This window comes from Streptosporangium canum, from assembly GCF_900113865.1.
GTDB classification, from domain to species: domain Bacteria; phylum Actinomycetota; class Actinomycetes; order Streptosporangiales; family Streptosporangiaceae; genus Streptosporangium; species Streptosporangium canum.
The window spans coordinates 335,227-353,490 of record NZ_FOQY01000004.1; the positions used below are offsets into that span (position 1 = coordinate 335,227).

Annotated in this window: 15 protein-coding genes; 8 read left to right on the forward strand and 7 right to left on the reverse strand. The window is 71.6% G+C overall.

Going from position 1 to position 18,264, the window contains the following annotated elements; translation table 11 throughout:
• Positions 1-39: 39 nt before the first annotated feature.
• A complete protein-coding gene (gene glk / locus BM085_RS08205) occupies positions 40-996 on the forward strand; it encodes a glucokinase (protein ID WP_093886397.1) in 957 nt (318 codons plus the stop codon).
• Positions 993-1,604 carry a bifunctional 4-hydroxy-2-oxoglutarate aldolase/2-dehydro-3-deoxy-phosphogluconate aldolase gene (gene eda, locus BM085_RS08210; protein ID WP_093886398.1) on the forward strand — a complete coding sequence of 204 codons (612 nt, stop codon included), beginning with the start codon at positions 993-995 and terminating at the stop codon, positions 1,602-1,604. Before glk ends, eda begins: the two co-directional genes overlap by 4 nt.
• 172 nt (positions 1,605-1,776) lie before the next feature.
• On the opposite strand, the gene BM085_RS08215 is transcribed toward eda, so the two are convergent.
• On the reverse strand, positions 1,777-4,284 hold the full coding sequence (locus tag BM085_RS08215; RefSeq protein WP_218158647.1) for a collagenase: 2,508 nt from the start codon (positions 4,282-4,284) through the stop codon (positions 1,777-1,779).
• A gap of 829 nt (positions 4,285-5,113) precedes the next feature.
• Between BM085_RS08215 and BM085_RS08220 the strand changes: the two genes are divergently transcribed.
• Entirely contained in the window at positions 5,114-5,764 is a 651-nt protein-coding gene (locus tag BM085_RS08220) for an ATP-binding protein (protein WP_093886399.1), read from the forward strand.
• 76 nt (positions 5,765-5,840) lie between these two features.
• Here BM085_RS08220 and BM085_RS08225 read toward each other — a convergent pair whose 3' ends face one another.
• Complete coding sequence (locus BM085_RS08225) at positions 5,841-6,806, reverse strand: endonuclease/exonuclease/phosphatase family protein (protein WP_093886400.1); 966 nt, start codon at positions 6,804-6,806, stop codon at positions 5,841-5,843.
• A gap of 251 nt (positions 6,807-7,057) precedes the next feature.
• Between BM085_RS08225 and BM085_RS08230 the strand changes: the two genes are divergently transcribed.
• Positions 7,058-7,393: a cupin domain-containing protein gene (locus BM085_RS08230; RefSeq protein WP_093886401.1), complete on the forward strand. Its 336-nt coding sequence runs from the start codon at positions 7,058-7,060 to the stop codon at positions 7,391-7,393.
• A gap of 204 nt (positions 7,394-7,597) precedes the next feature.
• On the opposite strand, the gene BM085_RS08235 is transcribed toward BM085_RS08230, so the two are convergent.
• A complete protein-coding gene (locus BM085_RS08235; protein ID WP_093886402.1) occupies positions 7,598-8,056 on the reverse strand; it encodes a hypothetical protein in 459 nt (152 codons plus the stop codon).
• Between the two features lie 175 nt (positions 8,057-8,231).
• On the opposite strand from BM085_RS08235, the gene BM085_RS08240 reads away from it, so the two are divergent.
• The 3 genes from BM085_RS08240 to BM085_RS08250 all read left to right on the forward strand — a co-directional run bounded on the left by BM085_RS08240 (position 8,232) and on the right by BM085_RS08250 (position 11,495).
• Entirely contained in the window at positions 8,232-9,056 is an 825-nt protein-coding gene (locus BM085_RS08240) for a helix-turn-helix domain-containing protein (RefSeq protein ID WP_031170344.1), read from the forward strand.
• Positions 9,047-9,241 (forward strand): DUF397 domain-containing protein, encoded by a 195-nt coding sequence (locus tag BM085_RS08245; protein WP_012890040.1) that lies wholly within the window; start codon positions 9,047-9,049, stop codon positions 9,239-9,241. The genes BM085_RS08240 and BM085_RS08245 overlap by 10 nt, the downstream gene beginning before the upstream one ends.
• A gap of 175 nt (positions 9,242-9,416) precedes the next feature.
• The gene (locus BM085_RS08250) at positions 9,417-11,495 is read left to right on the forward strand and encodes a SpoIIE family protein phosphatase (protein ID WP_093886403.1); all 2,079 of its coding nucleotides are present in this window, start codon (positions 9,417-9,419) and stop codon (positions 11,493-11,495) included.
• Here BM085_RS08250 and BM085_RS08255 read toward each other — a convergent pair.
• Positions 11,467-11,919, reverse strand: a complete 453-nt coding sequence (locus BM085_RS08255; RefSeq protein WP_093886404.1) for an Lrp/AsnC family transcriptional regulator — start codon at positions 11,917-11,919, stop codon at positions 11,467-11,469. The two genes, BM085_RS08250 and BM085_RS08255, sit on opposite strands and share 29 nt — an antisense overlap.
• Positions 11,920-12,009: 90 nt before the next feature.
• Between BM085_RS08255 and BM085_RS08260 the strand changes: the two genes are divergently transcribed.
• The gene (locus tag BM085_RS08260; RefSeq protein ID WP_245789195.1) at positions 12,010-15,501 is read left to right on the forward strand and encodes an indolepyruvate ferredoxin oxidoreductase family protein; all 3,492 of its coding nucleotides are present in this window, start codon (positions 12,010-12,012) and stop codon (positions 15,499-15,501) included.
• On the opposite strand, the gene BM085_RS08265 is transcribed toward BM085_RS08260, so the two are convergent.
• The 3 genes from BM085_RS08265 to BM085_RS45810 all read right to left on the reverse strand — a co-directional run.
• Positions 15,496-16,947, reverse strand: coding sequence for an MFS transporter (locus BM085_RS08265; RefSeq protein WP_093886406.1), 1,452 nt, complete (start codon positions 16,945-16,947; stop codon positions 15,496-15,498). The genes BM085_RS08260 and BM085_RS08265 overlap by 6 nt on opposite strands.
• A gap of 68 nt (positions 16,948-17,015) precedes the next feature.
• Positions 17,016-17,927, reverse strand: coding sequence for a carbohydrate kinase family protein (locus BM085_RS08270; RefSeq protein WP_093886407.1), 912 nt, complete (start codon positions 17,925-17,927; stop codon positions 17,016-17,018).
• Positions 17,928-17,991: 64 nt separating this feature from the next.
• On the reverse strand, positions 17,992-18,264 hold a 273-nt coding region (locus BM085_RS45810; protein WP_245789196.1), incomplete at its 5' end, for a substrate-binding domain-containing protein.

Genomic DNA, 18,264 nt, shown 5'->3' on the forward strand with positions numbered 1-18,264 from the left:
GCAGAACGTCCCCCGTACGAGCCCGGTGAGGGAGGCCTGGTGAGCCTTCCCTGGCTCGTCGCCGACATCGGCGGCACCAACGCCCGGTTCGGACTGGTCACGGAGCCGGGCGGGCAGCCGCAGGCGGTGGCCGTACTGGCCGGAGCGGATCACGACGGGCTCCCCGAAGCCGTAGCCGCCTATCTCGCAGACCATGCGGGCGGAGTTCAGCCGGGAGCGGCCTGCATCGCGATCGCGGGTCCGGTCGAGGGCGACCGTTACCGGCTCACCAACGCCGGCTGGGCGGGCTCGGTACGCGACCTGGGCATCCCGAACGCCGAGCTGCTCAACGACTTCGAGGCGCTGGCTGCCTCCCTGCCGCACCTGGCGGGTGACGACCTGGTCTCCCTGGGCGGCCCCGAGCCGTCGCGCGGGGTCAAGGCCGTGCTGGGCCCGGGAACGGGGCTGGGCGTGGGAGGCCTGGTGCCCGCGGTCGAGGGATGGGTGCCGATCCCCGGCGAGGGCGGGCACGTCACCGTGCCGGTCCTGGACGAGCGCGACCACGCGATCGTCCAGGCGCTGCGCGCCGAGGGCCTGGAGCACGTGGTGGCCGAGCACCTGCTGTCGGGGCCGGGACTGACCCGGCTGCACCACGGTCTCGCGCTGGTGCACGGCGTGGACGCGCCGCGGCTGTCCGCCTCGGACATCGTGGCCCGGCTGGACGACTCGCTGTGCGCGGAGACCGTCGAGGTCTTCTGCGGCATGCTCGGCACCTTCGCCGGGAACGTCGCGCTGACCCTGGGCGCCCGTGGCGGGATCTACCTGGGCGGCGGCGTGCTGCCCCGTATCGTGGACCGGGTCCGTTCCAGCGACTTCCGCCGCCGGTTCGAGGCTACCCCGACCTTGAACGACTACCTGTCCGCCATCGCCACGACGCTGATCGTGGCCCCGCAGCCCGCGCTGGTCGGCGCGGCGGCCTGGCTGAACCAGCGCCTGTCGAACATGGAGTATGTATGAGTCTGCTGGACATCGCCCCGGTCGTGCCGGTCGTCGTGATCGACGACCTGGAGACCGCGGTGCCCCTGGCGCGCGCCCTGGTGGCGGGCGGCCTGCCGGTCATCGAGGTGACCCTCCGCACGGCCGACGCCCTGAGGGCCATCGAGCGGATCGCCGCCGAGGTGCCCGAAGCGGTGATCGGCGCCGGGACCATCCGCACCCCGGCCGACGTGGCGGCCTCCGTGGCGGCCGGCTCCCGGTTCCTGGTCAGCCCGGGCAGCACGCCGAAGCTGGTGGACGCCATGGAGGCGAGCGGCGTGCCGTTCCTGCCCGGCGTGGCGACCGCGTCGGAGGTCATGGCGCTGGCCGAGCGCGGGCTGACGGAGATGAAGTTCTTCCCGGCCGAGGCGGCCGGCGGCCTGCCGTACCTGAAGGCGCTCGGCGGGCCGCTGCCGGACGTGCGGTTCTGCCCGACGGGCGGGATCAGGCTCGCGACGGCTCCCGACTACCTCGCGCTGCCGAACGTCGGCTGCGTGGGAGGGACCTGGCTCACCCCCGCCGACGCGCTGGCCGCCGGCGACTACGCGCGGATCGAGAAGCTGGCCGCCGAGGCGGCCGCCCTCCGCTAGGGCGCACCCGCCCCCGAACCTCGCAGGCGGACCGCCTCCTCCCTTGGTCCGCCTGCGGCCATGAGTCGCCGTGACCCGGTGTGGACGCTCATGGAACCCGGCCCATGGCCGCCTTACCCGGCGGCCATGGGCTTTCCTCGTCCACGGACGGGGAGGGCTCGTCGGAGGCGGGTCAGTGTTCGCTGCTCACGCTCACTCCGGTGAAGGCGGTCGTGCCGTACAGGGTGATGTAGTGGTATCCGGCCCGCGGTGAGGTGATGGTCAGGGTCTCGGCGTTGCCCGCGGTGGCCGAGCGCTTGCTGTAGTTGTTCGCGGTGGCCCAGGAGCCGGGGCTGTAGTAGAGGTCGGCGTTGCCGGTGCCGCCGGAGGTCGTGATCTTGAGTTGGGCGGTTCCGGCGGGGACGTTGATGTAGAGGTAGGAGTGGCTGCCGGTGTTCGCGGCGACGTCGGTCCGGACGCAGTTCCTGCCGAGCATGCGGACGTCGGAGCCGGCGCACTGCGGCAGTGGCGCGGTCACGGTGACGGTCTTGGTGATCGTGCCGGTCTTGCCCCCGTTGTCGGTGACGGTCAGCCGGACGGTGTAGGTGCCCGAAGCGGCGTACGTCCTGGACGGGTTGGCCGCGGTCGAGGTGCCGCCGTCGCCGAAGTCCCAGGCGCGTGAGGCGATGGTGCCGTCGGCGTCGGTCGAGCCGTCGGTGAAGGCGACGGTGGCGCCGTTGACGGCGGTGGTGAAGGCCGCGACGGGCGCCGTGTTGGCCGGGGTGCCGTCACCGCCGCAGGCGCCGCTCGCGCAGGCGGTCAGCCAGGTGTTCCAGTCGGCGGTGTAGTTCAGGCCGGTCAGGAAGGAGCGGGCCCCGCTCCAGTCGCCGGCGCGGTAGCGGCCGAGGACGGTGGCGACGTCGGCCGGGTGCTTGTCCAGCATGTAGCGGGCGGCGAGGTAGCCCCAGCGGTAGGTGCGGGTGGTGTCCTCGTGCTCGTAGGTGGTGTCGAACACCTCGCGCAGGGTGAAGGTCTTCTTGGCGGCCTCGGTGATGGCGGCGTCGTAGACGACGTCGCGGTAGGAGTAGGAGACGTACTCGGCGAAGCCCTCGGTCCACCAGGTGGTCGGGGTGGACTGGCTGGCGTTGAAGTCGCCGTACATGTCGAAGCGGCCGTCGAGATAGTGCGTGTACTCGTGGTTCAGGTTCCAGATGGCGAAGGCGGGCAGGACCCGGGTGTCCTCGTAGGCGATGAACCTCGGCTGGTTGCCCGCGACGCCGGGACTACCCTCCAGGTACATGCCGCCGTTGTTGGTGGCGATGTCGTACAGCGCGCCCGCGTAGGTCTGGTAGTCCACGCTGGAGTTGAAGACGACCACCTCCAGGGAGGTGTTCCGGTCATCGGCGACCGGACCGTTGTCCTTCACGAGGCTGTGGAAGTAGGCGTCCTGGCCGGCCAGGCTGGCGCAGCTCGCGTCGAGCTGGGCGGTGGTGATGTCCTGGGCCCGGATGCGCAGGGTGGGGCCGCAGTCATGGCTGATCGGCAGCACGGTGGCCGTGATCTGCGCCCGGTAGTCGCAGACGCCGTAGTAGGAGCAGTTCGCGTTGTCGTAGTAGTCGACCATGTCGGCCAGGGCCACCCACATCTTGGCCGTCGGGCCGGTGATGGCGCTCCGGCCGATCAGGGCCTTCACCATGGGACGGACCTTGGCCTGCAGCGAGGCGTACTGGACGAACCGGCTCAGCTCACGGCCGGCGTTGTAGGGCAGGTAGTAGTAGTCCCCGCCGAGCAGGCCGGAGTGGTCGACGGCGAAGCCGTTGACGACGTCCAGGAGGCTGGGGTCATTGGTGACGGCGGTGACGAACGCGGGGTCGTAATGGCCGCGGAACAGCACGGTGAAGACGCTGTTCACCGAGCTGCGCATGTACTTGTAGGCGTTGTAGGAGCTGTTGTAGGCGGTCAGCAGCCGCTTGACCACGTAGATGTAGCGGGTGTTCTCCTGCGCGCTGTCGATGAGGATGACGGCCTCGTTCAGCGTGTCGCCGTTGACGTCGTTGACGTCGCCGGAGCGGCCGTTGGCGAAGAACGCGTCCAGCGCGGAGCGGACCGGGCTCCGCAGCGCCGTGCCGTACGCGCCGATGCCGTTGTCGGCCTTGCTCTGCACGTAGTAGCCGGCCCGCAGGAACAGCACGAGTTGCAGCGTGCCGGTGCTGTTGTCACCCGCGTAGGCGACGGCGTTGTCCCGCAGCGCGGTGGCCGCGGTGACCATCTTCGTCTCGGCGAACGTGGCGCGGGCTTCGGCGCCGGTCAGCCTGAACAGCGTGTTCACGCAGGTGGGGTCGGCGTTCTTGATGGCGGTGACCAGGGCGGCGCCGCTCTGGCCGGTGAAGTTCGCCACGTCGCACACCGCTGCCGCCGCGGCGCGCTGCTTCCCGGTGTCCGGTGGCGCGTCGTAGTCGTCGCGCTGCTGCTCGACGAAGGCGGACAGCGGCGGAAGCTCGTCGGGGGTGAGGGGCTTGTGCTGGACGTGCGGCGTCCTCTCGTCGCGGGCGCCGGAGACGTCCCGGTCGGCCACGGGCCCGCCGGTCCGTACGACCGCCGTGCTCGGTGGGGCGGAGACGATCTGTGTGCCGATGCCTAAGCCGAGAACGGAGCCGACGAGCACCATCCGGGTGATCGTTCGGCGCAACTCGCTGCGCATGTCACTCCTGGGGGGGAAGGGAGCGATCCCGTCTGGTCAACGACCGGACGGCTAATCGTATGTAAAATTTCACACGTCACATGGTTAAGACAAGTCTCAATTTTTCCGGCAGCAAGCAAGCCGACTTATGGGAATTTGAGAACTTTCCAGATCCGCAAAACCCGCGTCGGCCTTGACCGGATCCCCGCGACCGCTCTCTCCGGCGTCGGCGGGTCCTCCGCTCCGGCCCGCGTTTCCGGCCGGTGTCCTCTGCGGCACGGGATGACCGTGGCCAATTGATGACATATGCATCGCGAGACAGACATATCGGCGGAGCGGATCAGGCAGACAGGTGGAGTGACCGGCCGGAGTCCCCTAACCTGGGAGGACGAGGGGAGTACTTCCCAAGAACCGCCCCGGTCAGTACGGACGCCCTACGGCATCCCCGGACGGTCGCCCGCGACATGCGGGTGAAGGAGACCTCGAATGGCCAAGCGCATTCGAGGAGTCCCCATGCTCGCTGACAGACCGCTTCCGACGGCCGCCGGTCCGCCCCGGCCGCGGGAGACCTCCCCCGCCGAGGCTCCGTCCCCGGCCGTCGCCGGCCTCGCCACCGGGCGCGCCCCCTCCCGCCCGGTGCGCCCGGCGCCCGCCGTCACGGCCCCCCGCCCGCGCACCGGCCGCCGTGCGTCCGGACCGGCGGACACGCGCCATCGATAACCCCGCCCGACCTTCACCCGGTCCGTCCTGTCCCTGCGGCACCGGACCGCAGGCGAACCCGTTTCCGCCCACCTGGAAGGCCGCGAGACGCATGACGAGACAAGTCCCCCACCCCTGTGAGGTGCACGCGATGGCCACGACCACCCCGGCCGGCCGAGCGTCCGCCGAGGAGCTGAACTATCCCCCCGGATCACTGGTGCTGCTGGCGGGGCTTCCCGGCGCGGGCAAGAGCACCCTGCTGGACCGGCTGTACGGGCTGCGCGGCGACGAGAGGGGGCCGGTCCGTGCCGGTGAGGCGTGGGTGATCGACTCGCGGCAGTCCCGTAACTGGTGGGCGCGCTACCTCGGGCCGATCCCCCCGCGGATCCGCACCCCGATCGTGCACGCCACACACGTGTCGCGGATCGCGCGGGCGGTGGTGCGCGGGCACGGCGTCGTCGCGCACACCCGGGGCACCTGGCCGCACATCCTGTACGGCTTCGCCTGGCTGGCCCGCGGGGTCGGCAGCGAGGTCCACCTGATCATGCTCGACGTGGAGCCGGAGATCGCACGCGCGGGGCAGCTCTCCCGTGGAAGGGTCGTCACCGCCTCCGGCTTCGCCCGGCACTGCCGGCGCTGGCGGGTGCTCATCGAGCGTGCCCGCGGCGGCGCCCTCCCGCCCGCGGCAGGCGTCACCGTGCTCGACCGGCCCGCCTCGGACCTGCTGCGCGCCATCCGCTTCGACGGACCGCGGGGCGGGGAACCGGACGGCCGTCAGGAGGGGGAACGGGACGGGCGGTAGGGCCGCAGGACGGACCGGCGGTCACCCGGGGCGACAGGGCCGCGGGGCCGGCGGCACCATCCGAGGCGAGCGGGCCCTATCCGTCCGGGCGTGAGGCCCACCGGCCGGAGACCCTCAGATCGGCCAGGATCGCACGGTGGTCGCTGATCGACATCGGCAGCACCCGGCTGTCGAGGGTCGTGAAGCCTCGGGTGAGCACGTGGTCCAGGCGGACGGCGGGCAGGACGGCGGGCCAGGTGAACTGCAGGCCCGTGCCGGCCTTCTCCGACACGGACGACAGGAGCGCGGTGAGGTGGCCCAGTTCCCGGTCGGTGGTGGCGGTGTTCAGGTCGCCGACGACGATGATCCGAGGGCTGGGATCCTCCCGGACCGCACGGGCCAGTGCCTTCACCTCGGTGTTGCGGTTGGCGATGACGGACGGCTGGGCGGGGCGGAAGGACGCGAGGTGCACCGCGTAGAGGCTGACCTCGCCCTGCGGAGTGCGGAGGACGGCATGCTGCGAGCGCGGCACTCCGGACACGGGCCGCGGCAGGCCGTCGAAGGGATACCTGCTCCACACCGCCACCCCCGGATTGTCGGGGAACCGGTAGGGGTAACCGGGGTCGATCTCCCGGGCGAAGGCGGGATCCATCGTCCCGTTCTCCAGCACCGGGTCGTCGGAGACCTCCACGGCCACGAGGATGTCCGCGCCGGTGGCCCGCAGGGCCCTGGCGGTCGCCGCCAGGTCGCCGTTGGCGTAGCTGACGTTCTGGTGGACCACGCGCAGGTCCCGCGGTCCGGTGGCCGCGGTGCGGACGAACGCGGGCCCGAACATCACCGCCCACATCACGGCCGGGATCATGACTCCCGCCAGCGCGAGCCATGACCGGCGGGCGAACGCGACAAGGGCCAGGAGGGGGACCGCGAGGCCCAGCCACGGCAGGCCGCTGTCGAGCGTGTTGCCCATCCCCCGCCAGTTCGGCAGCAGCCGGTGCCCCGCCAGGACGAGGGCGGTCAGCGCACCCGCGGCCGCCGTCAGCCCTCCCCGGAACCGCGTCGACATGATGATCAGAGATCCCTTCGGCGACTACGGGTTCCGGTGGCCTGCACCGGAGCAGTCCATCACGGCGCCGGCGGGCACGGCGGCGAGTCGGGCGGCTGCGGGACTCGACGTGCCCGTGCCGGGCGGATGACTTTACCGCCCCCTGGTGATGTCCTCCGTCCGGGCGGGGCAGATGCCAGGAGAAGCAGGAGGAATACCATTGGCTTCCTCCCCACGGCTGAAGCCGGGGTCTCCACGCGCAAGGAGATTTGATGATCGACGTACTGGCCCTCGGTGAGGAGCATCTGGCCCTCGCCCGGGAGAGCTCCCACGGCCGCAGCGCCCGCACCTTCCTGCGCGAGGGCCCACTGCGTCAGGCGATCGTCGCGCTGACCGCGGGGTCGGCCCTCGGCGAGCACGAGGCCCCGCCGGCCGCGAGCCTGCACGTCCTGTCGGGACGGGTGCGGATCCTGGACGAGCAGGGGGCCGTCGGGCTGGCCACCGGGCAGATCGCGCCGATCCCGCGGCGGCGGCACTCGCTGGAGGCCGACGAGGACTCCGTCGTCGTCCTCACCACCGTCGTCGATCTCGCCGCCGACGCCGGCTGACATCCGTCCGGTACGGCGCGCGGGCGGATCCGGCCCCGCGTGCCGGACAGGCCGCCGCTCACGCTCGCGGCGGCGCCCGCCCAGACGGGCGGGCGGGCGGTCCCGCGGCCGGACGGACCCGACCGGCCGGCTCCCGTCACCGGCCGCGCAGGCGTCACTGACCGTGCAGGTGTCTGACCGTGCAGGTGTCTGACCATGCAGGTGTCACTGACCGTGCAGGGCGTCCAGCGGCAGGGGGACCGAGGGGAGGCGCACCCGCTCGTCACACCCGGTGGTCTCGACGGCCGCCCGGAGAAGACCCGTCAGCGCCCCCTCCCGCCCGTACGGGCGGGAGCGGAGAGCCTCGGCGATCAGCCCGGAGCGCGGATGGCTCTCCCTCAGCTCGGCGTAGCGCAGCGCCACCACGCGGGCGACGGCGGCCGGGTTGTCCAGGCCGTAGACGGCGTAGAGCCGCCGCCTGGTCCTCGGCGACAGGCGCCCGGTCCACCAGCGGTAGACCATGCCGTCCGTCCAGACCACCAGGTCGGCCCAGACGGACACCAGCGCCAGGCCGTAGCCGTCGTGAACGTCGCCCTCGACGCCGTGCCGGACCAGCTCGTCGCGGAGCAGACACGCGGCGTGAACGGCGGGCGTTCCCGCGAGCACGCCTCGGAGGTTCGCCATTGCCCACCTCCTCTCGGCGTTCGGTGAAAACGACGAACCGTTTCCCCTACACAGGGTGCCGTGGGATGATTACTTTCGGTAGGTGCTCGATTACTAAGAGACACATGCAACTTGGTTGGGTTTCACTGTGGGACCCACCCCGGCACATGTAGGACCCGAAAGGACGGGAGCCCCCATGCCCGCCCCAAACGAGCTGGATCCCAGCGCCAGCGTGATGGCCTACTGGGGCTCCGAGCTTCGCCGGCTGCGAGAGGCCATGGGCTGGAGCCAGCAGGAGCTCGCGAAGCGGACGACCTACTCCACCTCTCTGGTGGGCCTGGTCGAGACCGCCATGCGCGCCCCGACCAGGAAGTTCGCGCAGCGATGCGACGAGGTGCTGGAGACCGGCGGAACGCTCATCAAGCTCTGGCCGCTGATCGGCCGGGAGTCCTCGCCCGCCTGGGTCCGCTCGCTGTTCGAGCTGGAGTGGGAGGCGCGCACGCTCCGCAACTACCAGCTCGCGGTGGTGCCGGGGCTGCTGCAGACCGAGGACTACGCGCGGATGCTGACCCGCCTGGGTCGGCCGTTCGACACCGCCGAGCAGGTGGAGGAGATGGTGACGGTGCGGATGCAACGGCAACGGCTGCTGGACCGCCCGGACCCGCCGATCCTCTTCGTCCTGCTGGACGAGGCCGTGCTGTCGCGCCCCATAGGAGGTGCCCGGGTGATGCGAGAGCAGCTCGGGCACCTGCTGGAGGCGACGGCGCGACCACGGGTCACCCTTCAGGTGATCCCCTTCGAGGTGGGGGCCTACCCCGGACTGGCCGGACCCATATTGGTCCTCTCCTTCAAGGGAGCGCCCGATGTGGTGTACATGGAGAACGCGGAGAACGCGCAACTCCTGACCGATCCCGCCCGGGTCGACCCCCTGTCGGCCCAGTTCGACGCATTGCGTTCCTGGGCACTCCCACAGGCCGCCTCCGCGGCCTTTATCGAGAAGAGGATGAGTTCATGGATCTGACCGGTGCCCGGTGGCGCAAGAGCAGCCGTAGCAACGGCAACGGCGGCGAGTGCGTCGAGGTGGCCGTCAACCTCCCCGGCGTCGTCGCCGTCCGCGACAGCAAGAACCCCGACGGTCCCGCTCTGCTGTTCTCGCCCGAGGTGTGGGCCACCTTCCTGACCCGGATCAAGGGCGACTCGCTCTAGGATCGCCTCCGCACGGGGAGGCTGCTCCTGCGGGCATAGCGTAGATCTTTCCGGCTCGATGCCACCCATCGTGTGTATAGGCCCGAACTGTCTGGGTATGCGACTCAATCAGGGGGAAGTGCGCAGGCAGAGTCCAACGCCGGCGCACATGCGTTCTTCGGCCAGAGAAGGCACGATGAAAGTTGCCCGGGGGGAGAGATCAAGCGGGCTGGGGCTGGAGGTGTTCGATCCGGCCCCCGTCGGGGTGTCGGTCACCAGTGCTCGGGACCACCGGCTGGTGTACGCCAACGCGGTCTACCGGTCGGTCTTCGGCGACAGATCGCTCTGGGCCCTCGCTCGCGAGGCGTTCAGCGACCACGTCGATCGGGACTACTACTTCGGGCTGTCCGACCAGGTCCTGAGCACCGGCGAGCCCGTGACCGTCACCGACGCCCCCGTGGCCCTCGCCTACGCCGACACCGGCCCGCAGGAGCGCTTCTTCACCTTCAGCCTCTCGGAGATCTCTCTCGGCGGCGGCGAGCGCGGGGTGCTGCTGGTGTCGGTGGAGGTGACCGAGCAGGTCAGCGCCGCGCAGCGGATCCAGGCCCTCTCCGAGGAGCGGCGCCGCCTTCTCCAGCGCTACCAGAAGCTGGGGAGCGTCGGCGCGGAGATGGTCTGGGTGACCGCGGCCGACGGCAGCATCATCGAACCGAGCCCCGGCTGGGAGCGGGTGACCGGGCAGTCGTGGGAGGAGTTCAAGGGGGAGGGATGGCTGGAGGCCGTCCATCCCGACGACCGCGAGCCGACCGCCGAGTCATGGTCCCGGGCGACCCGGGAGGTGCCCCACCTGTGGGAGCACATCCACCGGATCCGCCTCGTGGACGGCACCTACCGGCACTTCAGCGTCCGCGCCGTACCGGTGCTCGAAGGCGACACCGTGGTGGAATGGGTGGGCAGCTGCACCGACATCGAGCAGGCGTGGCAGGAGGACCGGCGCTGGGAGCTGCTCAACCGCGCCGCCGCCGCCACCGCCGACGTCATCCGCCTGGAGGAGATGCTCTCCGCGCTGGCCCGCGCGATGGTGCCGGACCTGGCCGACGGGTGCATCATCTACCTCCTGCCCGACTCGCCGGACCGCCCCGAGAACGCCCCTCTGGTGGCGCACCTCGTCGCCTCCGCCGCCCGGCCCGGCCTGCCCGAGCTTCCGGAGCACGGCGAGGAGATCTTCGCCCCCGACACCGTTTTCACCCGCATGGTGCGCCGCCGCCGCCCCATCCACCGGACGTTCCCCACCGGGCGCCCCGCCCCCGGTGTCGCACCGGCGGGGGCCGAGGCCTGGCTCGTCTCGGCCGAGGCCAACAGCGTGGTCCTCGTGCCGGTCGTCGTCGACGGCACCGTGGCGGCGGTGGTGGTGGCCTCCGTCTGCGGTGACCGCCCCCCGATCAGCGCGGCCGACGTCGCCCTGATGGACCAGATGCTCGACAACGCGCACGACGCCCTCAGCAACGCCATCGAGTTCCGGCGCACGAAGCGGGTGGCGCTCGCCCTGCAGCGCAGCCTGCTCCCGGAACCGCCCGCCGTGCCGGGCCTGCGGATCGCCGCCCGCTACCGGCCGAGCGCCGCCGCCGCCGAGGTCGGCGGGGACTGGTACGACTGCTTCCGGCTGCGCGACGGCGCCACCATGCTGACGATCGGCGACGTGGCCGGCCACGACCTGCCCGCCGCCGTCGCCATGAGCCAGATCCGCAACCTGCTCCGGGGGCTGGCCGTCGACCGCGAGGAGCCCGTCGGCGACATCCTCAGACGCCTGGACCTCGCGATGGAGACCCTCTACGAGGAGCAGACCGCGACCTGCGTCCTGGCGCGCGTGGAGAGTTCCGAGGACGGCGGCTGGCAGCTGAACCACTCCGTGGCCGGGCATCCGCCGCCTCTGCTGGTCACCGGCGACGGCAAGGGCCGCTTCCTCGACGGCTTCGCCGATCCTCTGCTGGGCCTGCTCCCCGACCTGCCGCGGAGCAGCGTCATCGAGCCGCTGCCGCCGGAGGGCACGCTGCTCCTCTACACCGACGGCCTCGTCGAACGTCCGGGTGAGGACATCGACGAGGGGCTGGCCCGGCTGTGCCGCCAGGCCGCGGCGCTCGCCGGGGAGCCCCTGGAGACGTTCTGCGACGCGCTGCTGTCCGAGCTGGCCACCAACGGCAAGGACGACATCGCCATGATCGCCGTACGCCTGCCGGCCGCACGGCTCACAGCGGCAGGACACCACCCGGCTTGAGGGCCTTCATGGCGATCTGGGAGGTGAGCTTGTCGAGTCCGGGCAGGCGGCCGAGCTTCTCCAGGCAGAGCTGGCTGTAGGAGTCCATGTCGGGCACGGCGACCCGCAGCACGTAGTCGGGGCGGCCGAACATGCGCAGGCACTCGACCACGTCGTCGATCTCCATGACCGCCGTCTCGAAGGCGGTCACGGTCTCGGCGTCCTGCCCCTCCAGCTCGACGTAGGCGAGGACCTGGAACCCGCGTCCGACGGCGGCGGGGTCGACCACGGCCCGGTAGCCGGTTATCACCCCCGCCTCCTCGAGGTTGCGGACCCGGCGCAGGCACGGCGAGGGGGTCAGCCGCACGCGCTCGGCGAGTTCGAGGTTGCTGAGCCGCCCCTCCACCTGCAGGAGACCAAGAATTGCGCGATCCGTTGCATCCATGGCAACCGATGCTAACCAACAGCGTAATCACCATAAATCTTGACATCGAATTTCGGTCCACCTGACATAACCTTGCGGGCAATCGAAGCGGTGCAGACAGACGGGACCACGCTCATGACGATCTTCGCCGATGCCCGTGAGGTGACGCCCGACGACCGGTACGTCCTCGACGAGGGCCGGGTCTTCATGACCGGCACGCAGGCACTGGTCCGCGTGATCCTCGACCAGATGCGCGCCGACCGCTCCGCCGGCCTCGACACGGGCACGATGGTGTCGGGCTACCCCGGCTCCCCGCTCGGCGGCTTCGACCAGGAGCTCGCCCGCTCCCACCAGCACGCCGGGCCGCTCGGCGTCGTGCACCGGCCGGGCCAGAACGAGGAGCTGGGCGCCACCGCCGTCTGGGGCAGCCAGCTCGTGCCGACGCTCCCCCGGCCGCGCAAGGCGGGCGTCCTGGGCGTCTGGTACGGCAAGGCCCCCGGCGTCGACCGGGCGGCCGACGCGTTCCGGCACGGCAACTTCGTCGGCGCCCACCCCGACGGCGGCCTGATCGCCTTCTGCGGCGACGACCCCACATGCAAGTCCTCGACGCTGCCCTCGGCCACCGAGAGCGCGCTCGCCGCGCTGGGCATGCCGATCGTCCACCCCGGCAGCGTGCAGGAGCTGCTCGACCTGGGCCGCCACGCGATCTCGGCCTCCCGTGCCAGCGGCCTGTGGGTGGCGGTGAAGGCGGTCTCCAACGTGGTGGACGGCACCGGCACGGTCGGCGTCGGCCCCGGCCGGGTGGTCCCGGTCATGCCGGTCGTCGAATACGAGGGCAGGCCGTACCGTCACACGCCGGACGCCACCCTGCTCACTCCCTGGTCGCTGGAGATGGAGCGGACGCTGACCGGCCCGCGTCTGGAGCTGGCGCGCGCCTACGCCAGGGAGAACGGCCTCAACCGGATCACCGTCGACCCCCGTGACGCCTGGCTCGGCATCGTCGCCTCGGGCACCGCCTACCACGACGTGCGCGAGGGGTTCCGCAAGCTGGGCGTGGACCCCGCCGAGCTCGGCGTCCGCATCCTGAAGATCGGCATGCTCTGGCCGCTGGAGCCCGGCATCGTCCGGACCTTCGCCCGGGGCCTGGAGGAGATCCTGGTCGTCGAGGAGAAAGGCCCGCTGCTGGAGACCCTGGTCAAGGACGTCCTGTACGGCACCGCCGACGCCCCGCGCGTCCTCGGCAAGCTCGACGAGAACGGCGCGGCCCTGATCCCGCGGGCCGGGGGCGTCGACGCCGACCTGGCCGCCAAGGCGATCGCCTTCCGGCTGCGCCGCAAGGGCCTGGACGGCCGCGCCGAGATCGCCAAGGGCCTGGCCGTGATCTCCCGGCCGGCACCGCTGAAGCTGCTCGGCGCGGAGCGCACCCCGTTCTTCTGCTCGGGCTGCCCGCACAACCGCTCCACCGCCGTTCCGGACGGCGCCCCGGTGGGCGCGGGGATCGGCTGTCACACGATGGTGGTGCTCAACCGCGAGGGCAAGGGCACGCTGACGGGCCTGACCCAGATGGGCGGCGAGGGCACCCAGTGGATCGGCCAGGCGCCGTTCACCGACACCCCGCACATCTTCCAGAACCTGGGTGACGGCACCTTCCACCACTCCGGCTCGCTCGCCGTGCGCGCCGCCGTGGGCGCGGGCGTCAACATCACCTACAAGCTGCTCTACAACAGCGCCATCGCCATGACCGGCGGCCAGACGATCACCCCCTCCCTCGCCGTGGCCGACCTGACCCGCTGGCTGGAGGTGGAGGGCGTGCGCCGGGTGATCGTCACCACCGACGAGCCCGAGCGCTACCGGGGGGTCAGGCTGGCCCGGATCGCCGAGGTCCGCGACCGCACCGCGCTGCAGGACGCGCAGCGTGAGCTGGCCGCGATCCCCGGCGTGACCGTGCTGGTCCACGACCAGCAGTGCGCGGCCGAGAAACGGCGGCTGCGCAAGAAGGGCGCCCTGCCCGACCCGGTCAGGCGGGTGGCGATCAACCAGCGGGTGTGCGAGGGCTGCGGCGACTGCGGGCAGAAGTCCGAGTGCCTGTCGGTGCTGCCGGTGGAGACCGAGTTCGGCCGCAAGACCGAGATCCACCAGTCGTCGTGCAACAAGGACTACTCCTGCGTGGAGGGCGACTGCCCCTCCTTCCTGACCGTCACGCCGGGCAGGGCCGCCGGGAGGCGCGCCGCCGTACCGGCTCCCCCGTCGCTGCCGGCGCCGCCGTCGCGCACCGGGGAGACGATGATCCGGCTGGTGGGCATCGGCGGCACCGGCGTGGTGTCGGTGGCGCAGATCCTCGGCACCGCCGCGATGTTCGACGGCAGGCAGTCACGCGGGCTCGACCAGACCGGCCTGGCCCAGAAGGGCGGCACGGTCGTCTCCGACATCCTGATCTTCGAGGGCGGCGACGACCGGTCCGGGCGGGCCGGCACGGCCGGCGTGGACGCCTATCTCGCGCTCGACCTGATCGGCGCCACCGACCCCAAGCACCTGAGCGGCGCCGACCGTGACCGGACCGTCGCGGTGGTCTCCACCAGCCTGGTCCCCACCGGCTCCATGGTCCTGAACCCGTCCACGCACGTCACCGACCTCGGCTCGCCGATCGGCGCGCTGGAGTCGCGCACCCGGCGCGAGCTGAACGTCTATCTCGACGCCGAGGACGTGGCCCAGAGGCTGTTCGGCGACCACATGCCGGCCAACACGATCGTGGTCGGCGCGGCCTGGCAGCGCGGGCTCATCCCGCTCAGCCTGGAGTCGATCGAGCGGGCCATCCGCCTGGGCGGAGGCAGGAGCGCGGAGCGGACGATCGCCGCCTTCCACTGGGGCCGGGCCGTCGTCGCCGACCCGGAGTCCGTGGCACGGGCGACCGGCGCCTCCGCGACGGCCGGGCGGCCGTCGAGCCCCGAGGTCGCCGGGCTCGTCGACTCGGTCGCCGCGACCGGCACCGAGCTGCACCGGATCCTGACGGTCCGGGTGGCCGACCTCGTCGCCTACCAGAACCTGCGCTACGCCACCCGCTACGCCGACGCGGTGCGCGCGGTCCTCTCCCTGGAGCGGGAGACCTCGGCGGAGCAGTGCCCGATCACCGAGGCCTACGCCCGCCACCTGCACCGCCTGATGGCCTACAAGGACGAGTACGAGGTGGCCCGGCTCCACCTGGACCCGGCCGAGAGGGCCCGCGTCGCCGCCGAGTTCGGCCCCGGCGCGAAGATCTCCTACAACCTGCACCCGCCGTTCCTGCGCGCCCTGGGCGTGAACCGCAAGATCCGTCTCGGCGCCTGGTTCGACCCGGCCTTCCGCCTGCTGTACGGCATGCGCGGGCTGCGCGGCACCCGGCTGGACCCGTTCGGCATGGCCGGGGTGCGCAGGACCGAGCGCGAGCTCGTCGCCGAGTACACCCGCGACGTGCACCTCGCCCTCTCTCACCTGCGCCCGGAGACCGGGGAGCGGGTCCGCGAGCTGGCCGAGCTGCCGGAGGTGATCCGCGGCTACGAGCACGTCAAGATGCGCAACGTGGCCGCCTACCGGGAGCGGGCGGCGGCCCTGCTCGCCGCGCTATGACCCGACCTGCGAGAGGGGCGGGGTGATGTCCTCCAGCGAGGCCCGCTCGGCCCGCACCCCGAGGAAGATCGTTATGATCCCGGCGAACACCATCATGGCCGCCGCGAACAGGTAGCCGTAGAACAGCCGGGTCGGCTCCGGGTGGGCCTGGTCGCCGATCAGCGCGCCGAAGACGGTCGGGCCGAGCGAGCCGAACGTCTGGGCGATCGCGAAGAACACCGCGATCGCCAGGGCCCGGATCTCCAGCGGGAACAGCTCGCTGACGGTCAGGTAGCCGGAGCTGGCCGCCGCGGAGGCGATGAAGAAGATGACCGCCCACAGCAGCGTCTGGGTCGTCGCGGTGAGCATGCCCTCCTTGAACAGCCAGCCGGTCAGGGCCAGCAGGAGCCCGGAGAGGATGTAGGTGGAGGAGATCATCGGCTTGCGGCCGACGGTGTCGAACAGCGGGCCGAGCACGAACGGGCCGAGCAGGTTGCCCAGCGCGAACAGGAACAGGTACTTCGACGCGTCCGACGCGCTGACCCCGTAGAAGTTCGAGAGCACCAGCACGTAGGTGAAGAAGATCGCGTTGTAGAGGAAGGACTGGCTGATCATCAGGGTGGCGCCGAGGACGGACCGCTTGGGGTAGTCCCTGCAGACCACCCGGATCACGTCGCGGTAGCGGACCGGGCCGTGCGGCCGGATCTCGAGGGCCTTGCGCCTGTCCACCGGCGGCAGCTTCTTGCCGGGCTCCAGGACGTGCTCCTCGATCTCCCTGATCGCCTCCTCGGCCTCCCGCTCCCGGCCGTGCATGACCAGCCAGCGCGGGCTCTCCGGCAGGTGCCGCCGCAGGCCCCAGATCACCAGGCCGAGCAGCGGGCCGATGAGCAGGCCGAGCCGCCAGCCCACGTTCACCGGGAGCAGGCCGGGGTTGAGCAGGACGAAGGTGGAGGCCGTGCCGATCATCGCGCCCAGCCAGTAGGTGCCGCTGACCGCCAGGTCGATCCGGCCGCGGTAGCGGGCGGGGATGAGCTCGTCGATGGCCGAGTGGATCGCCGAGTACTCGCCGCCGATGCCCGTCCCGGCGATGAACCGGAACAGCAGCAGCCACCAGTAGTCGAACGAGAGCGCGGTGAGACCGTTGGCGACGAGGTAGACCCCGAGCGTGAAGACGAACAGCTTGCGCCGCCCCAGCCTGTCCGACAGCCGGCCGAACACCAGCGCGCCCGTCACCTGGCCCAGCAGGTAGACCGTCGCGGCGAACCCCACCTCGGTGGAGGTCAGCCCGAGTGTCTCCGGCGCCCGCAGGACGTCGCCGACCGCGCTGGCGATCGTGATCTCCATGCCGTCGAGCACCCAGGCCACCCCGAGCGCGGCCACCATCCTGGTGTGGAAACGCGACCAGGGCATGCGGTCGATCCGCGCCGGGATGAGCGTCCGGATGGTCTGCTCCCGCGCCGCCCCCATAACTACTCAGTGTAGTAATATATGACCTAAAGTCATGGTAGGCGGGGCGTCACGGGTAAGACAGGACATCACGCCGGCGAGGAGCGGAGGAGACCCTCCCCGCGACCGAGGAGGGCCGTCTCGTCGATGGGGTTCTCGTGGGTGCCCGCCGACGTGCAGGCGTGGGCCCCGGCGACGCCGCCGAGGGTGACGGCGTCGTCCAGGGACCGCCCGGAGAGCAGGCCGTACAGGACGCCGGAGACGAACGCGTCCCCGGCTCCGTTGCTGTCGACCACCGGGCCGGGCAGCGGGGCGGCGGGGAAGTGCCGGAACCCGCCGGCGTCGAGGACGTGGCAGCCCTCGGCGCCCGCCGTGCAGATCACGGTCCTGGCCCGGCCACCGGTCAGGATGTCGCGCATGACGGCCTCGCGGCGGGAGCCGAGCGCGGTGCTCGACAGGAAGACCAGGTCGGAGGAGTAGGCGTAGTCCTTGTGGAAGTCGTTCTCCCCGTCCCAGTCGTGCAGGTCGGTGGAGACGGACCCGCCCTCCAGGTCGGGGTAGACGTGGCGGGAGAAACCGGTGAGCGACACGTGGACGTGCCGGGCCTCGCGCACCGCCGCCAGGTAGAGCTCCCGGGGCAGCCGCTCGCCGGGCGCGTCACGGGGGTCGAACAGCGACAGCCGCCGCCCGTCGGGGCCGACCAGCAGGACGCTGCGCCGGGTGCCCTGGGGGGCGGGCGCCCACGCGAACTCCACTCCCCGGGCCTCCATGTGGGCCCGGATGAACCGGCCCTGCGGGTCCTCGCCGATCAGGTCGACCAGCTTGACCCGCAGCCCGAGCGTGTGGCAGCCGAGCGCGACGCCGCTGCCGGTGTTGCCGATCCGATCGATCATCGGGGGGACGGCGTAGGTGTCGGCGTAGGGCAGGGGCAGCGCGGGCACGTAGGCGGTGGTGTCCACCCCGGTCCCGCCGATGACGACGACGTCGTAGGCGGTCTGCATAGCTTCATGATCCCATCAGCCGGGCACGGCCCGATCCGGCCGGCGGCGCTCGCGGGCGGTACGTCTAGCGGTTGACCAGCGGGCCGGAGCCGGTCGAGCGGCGCACGACCAGCTCGGGCTGGAACATCAGCTCGATGTGCCTGCTCCGGATGCCGTTGATCTCCTCCAGGAGGGTGGCCACCGCGGCCGAGGCCATCGCGCCGATGGGCTTGCGCACGGTGGTCAGCGGCGGGTCGGTGAATGCGATCAGCGGCGAGTCGTCGAACCCCACCACCGACACGTCCGCCGGAACCGACAACCCCCGATCCCGGCACGCCCGGATCGCCCCCAGCGCCAT

Coding starts and splice junctions, on each gene's coding strand:
- eda (WP_093886398.1), top strand. CDS start 993: ATGAGTCTGCTGGACATCGCCCCGGTCGTGCCGGTCGTCGTGATCGAC.
- BM085_RS08215 (WP_218158647.1), bottom strand. CDS start 4,284: ATGCGCAGCGAGTTGCGCCGAACGATCACCCGGATGGTGCTCGTCGGC.
- BM085_RS08220 (WP_093886399.1), top strand. CDS start 5,114: ATGGCCACGACCACCCCGGCCGGCCGAGCGTCCGCCGAGGAGCTGAAC.
- BM085_RS08225 (WP_093886400.1), bottom strand. CDS start 6,806: ATGTCGACGCGGTTCCGGGGAGGGCTGACGGCGGCCGCGGGTGCGCTG.
- BM085_RS08230 (WP_093886401.1), top strand. CDS start 7,058: ATGATCGACGTACTGGCCCTCGGTGAGGAGCATCTGGCCCTCGCCCGG.
- BM085_RS08235 (WP_093886402.1), bottom strand. CDS start 8,056: ATGGCGAACCTCCGAGGCGTGCTCGCGGGAACGCCCGCCGTTCACGCC.
- BM085_RS08240 (WP_031170344.1), top strand. CDS start 8,232: ATGCCCGCCCCAAACGAGCTGGATCCCAGCGCCAGCGTGATGGCCTAC.
- BM085_RS08245 (WP_012890040.1), top strand. CDS start 9,047: ATGGATCTGACCGGTGCCCGGTGGCGCAAGAGCAGCCGTAGCAACGGC.
- BM085_RS08250 (WP_093886403.1), top strand. CDS start 9,417: ATGAAAGTTGCCCGGGGGGAGAGATCAAGCGGGCTGGGGCTGGAGGTG.
- BM085_RS08255 (WP_093886404.1), bottom strand. CDS start 11,919: ATGGATGCAACGGATCGCGCAATTCTTGGTCTCCTGCAGGTGGAGGGG.
- BM085_RS08265 (WP_093886406.1), bottom strand. CDS start 16,947: ATGGGGGCGGCGCGGGAGCAGACCATCCGGACGCTCATCCCGGCGCGG.
- BM085_RS08270 (WP_093886407.1), bottom strand. CDS start 17,927: ATGCAGACCGCCTACGACGTCGTCGTCATCGGCGGGACCGGGGTGGAC.